3 protein-coding genes are annotated in these 2,681 nt (G+C 70.9%); 1 reads left to right on the top strand and 2 read right to left on the bottom strand.

Annotation, left to right across the window (positions count from 1 at the left end; all coding sequences use genetic code 11):
• Positions 1-1,075, bottom strand: a 1,075-nt coding sequence (locus PUR56_RS01475; RefSeq protein WP_329947516.1) for a hypothetical protein, incomplete at its 3' end; no start/stop codon positions are given.
• A gap of 587 nt (positions 1,076-1,662) precedes the next feature.
• On the opposite strand from PUR56_RS01475, the gene PUR56_RS01470 reads away from it, so the two are divergent.
• Complete coding sequence (locus PUR56_RS01470) at positions 1,663-2,190, top strand: hypothetical protein (protein WP_329947515.1); 528 nt, start codon at positions 1,663-1,665, stop codon at positions 2,188-2,190.
• A gap of 92 nt (positions 2,191-2,282) precedes the next feature.
• Here the strand turns inward: PUR56_RS01470 and PUR56_RS01465 are convergent.
• Positions 2,283-2,681: NUDIX hydrolase (locus PUR56_RS01465; protein ID WP_329947514.1), on the bottom strand; the 399-nt coding region annotated here is incomplete at its 5' end.

Raw genomic sequence — 2,681 nt, 5'->3', positions numbered from 1 at the left:
TGGTGTTGACGCCGTTGACGTCGGCGCGGTCGGCGGTGACGACGCCGAGGTCCTTGTGGGGGCCGTGGTAGACGTCGATGCCGGTGTCGGGGAAGTCGATCCAGCCGGAGTCGGGGGTCCGTCCCTTGACCGACCCGGTCCTCACGTCCTGTACGTCGGCGGTCTTCGCCGTGACCGTGCCCGCAGCACCGTTCCGGTCGTCGACCTTCACGCCGTCCGGGGTGAAGGTCACCCGGCCCCTGTCCGACGTCCCCTCGATCCACGGGGAGCGCGTCCCGCTCCCGAACTCCGGGACGAGCGCGTGGACGGTGGTGGTGAGGAAGTACCCGTGCTGCGGCTGCCCGCCGTTGTCCGTCCCGGCGATCAGCGTGTACGTGGTGCCGCGCTTCGGGGCGGGGACGGACCAGCTGAAGGACGTGTCGACCACCGGAGGCGCGGTGACCGCCTGCACGGCGTGGGCCGCCGTGCCGTCCGGGTAGCGGATCCAGTAGTCGAGGTTGCTGGGCCCGTTCCACTTCAGTTCGAGCCACTGGCCCGCGTCCGTGTCCAGCAGGGAGTACGTCGGACGGAAGTTGCGCGGGACCTTCGGGGACTGCTTGGCCAGCGCCAGCGTGGTGGTGAAGGAGTCCGTCGGCATGGCCGCGCTGCCGTCGCCGCCGCCGGTCCGCTCGTGGATCTTGACGAGGACCAGGCCGTCGCCCCGGGTGACGGGGATGTTCTCCAGCTTGAGGATGATCCCCTCGTTACCGGGCAGCGTGACCTTCTTCCCCGGCCAGGTGCCGTGCTGGGCCCGGAACACCTGCCGGGCGTCGTCCCAGGCGAACTTCGGTTCGTCCAGCCAGGGCGGCGGCGTGTACGTCATGGAGAAGCCCGGCGTGATCGCCGCGGAGTCCGCCGTCAGGTGATCGGGGTCGGATCCGACCGGGATCTCCACGTCGATGTACCTCCACTCCACTTCTTCCTGGTGGGTGTTGGAGACGATCAGGTACACCGTCCCCACGGACGGTGCCCCGTCGGACGACGCTTGCAGTGACGTCGGATCCGTGACGATCTCGTAGTGCAGCAAGGACGGCACAGCGCGGACTCCCTACCTCGGCGTTACACACGGTGCGGGCAGCGGACGCACAGCGGGGCCAGGGTGTCGCCACGTGCCGTTCAGGTCGTTCGAGGCCCCACGCCGCGCCCGAGGACAGGTGCCAACAGGCCTGTCGACGGTAAGCAGCCCCCACCCGTTCGAGCCTCGCGATCCCGTCGAGCTGGCCCGAACCGATCTCGATCTGGCCGGAACCACGGAAGCCGGGTTTCTCGGGTTCGGATCGATCAACACCGTTGACAGAAAGAAGAGTTGAGAGAAAATCGGCCAGGGGTCGGTGAGCGCCGCTCGCGTGTCAGGTTCCCCGGCCGCGAGCGGGCCGGAGACGTGCCGGCCGCCGTCGAGCTGCGGGGAGTCCACCGGATCGCCGCCGTACCCGGGGAGGGCGGTTCGGTCGCCGGGCGTCGGCCGGGGGCGGCCGGTGCAATGTCTGCCAAGTCCTCTTGCTCGTGGGGTCATGGTGAATCACAGGCGTTGACCGGAAGAGGTCGGATGTCGACCATGGCCGTGCAGAGTCCGACCGCTCGGGTCGTCGGACCCGTCCCGACCCCCCTTGGAGGGGATCGCCCATGCGCAAGTCACTGGGTACGGCACTCGCCGCCGCCGTCCTTGCCGTCGGCGGGTCGTTCGCCGCCGCCGGTCCTGCGGGAGCGGCGGCGGACGGCCGTCCGGCCGTGGGCTCGGGGCAGGCGGCGAGCGTCCGCCTCATCTGCTACTGGGCTCACGTCGCAGGCATCGGGTGGCAGAACGGCAGCAGCTGCAACGGCGCCGTCGCCGGAGCCGTCGGCGAGGGGCGGGCGGTCGAGGCACTGAAGTTCAGCACCAGCGGCATGTCCGGACTGTGCGCCCGTGCACACGTGTCCACCCTCGGCTGGCAGCCCTGGGCCTGTGTCGGGGACGGCGGGATCCTCCAGATCGGCACCACCGGCCAGTCCCTGGCGATCGAGGCCGTCGAGTTCCTGACGGACGGCAGGAGCATGGACGCCGACGCGCACCTGAGCGGCTACGGCTGGCAGGGGTGGCGGAGCGGCGGGCGCGTCCTGGTCGGTACCACCGGTGAGAACCGTGCGATCGAGGCGATCAAGGTGATCGGCTGATCCCGGAGCCGAGGCCCGCCCGCCTGTCACGGTCGGTGCTCCGCGGCCCCTCGCGCGCCGTCCTGTTGGGGCGGCGCGCGAGCGTTTTGGTGTCATTCGGCGGGGATGCCGCGGAGGAGGAGGGGGAGGTGGGCGCCTCGGGTGAGGGCGTCGAGGGCCTGGGTGGTGCGGTGGTGTTGGTCGGGGGTCATGGCGTCGGTGAGTTGGGCGCGGTGGAGCCAGTGGACGGCGGTGATGGTGTGGGGCGGGCGGTGGCGGGCGACGGTGGATTCCTGGGCGGGGGTGAGTCGGCCGCCCCAGTAGACGAAGTTGACGGCTTCGGGGAGGTGTCGGGCGTCGACGTAGTCGGTGGCGAGGACGGAGCGCAGGGGGAGGACGAGGCCGGTTTCGGTTTCGGTGTGGCGGCGGGCGGCGAGGTGGGGGAGTTCGTCGGCTTCGGCGCTGCCGCCGGGGAGCATGAGGCCGGAGCGGTAGGTGGTGGCGACGAGGAG

This window comes from Streptomyces sp. BE303 (genome assembly GCF_036290945.1).
In the GTDB taxonomy this organism is placed as follows: domain Bacteria; phylum Actinomycetota; class Actinomycetes; order Streptomycetales; family Streptomycetaceae; genus Kitasatospora.
Note: the sequence above shows the minus strand (reverse complement) of the source record. Positions and strands in the feature narration are given on the sequence as shown.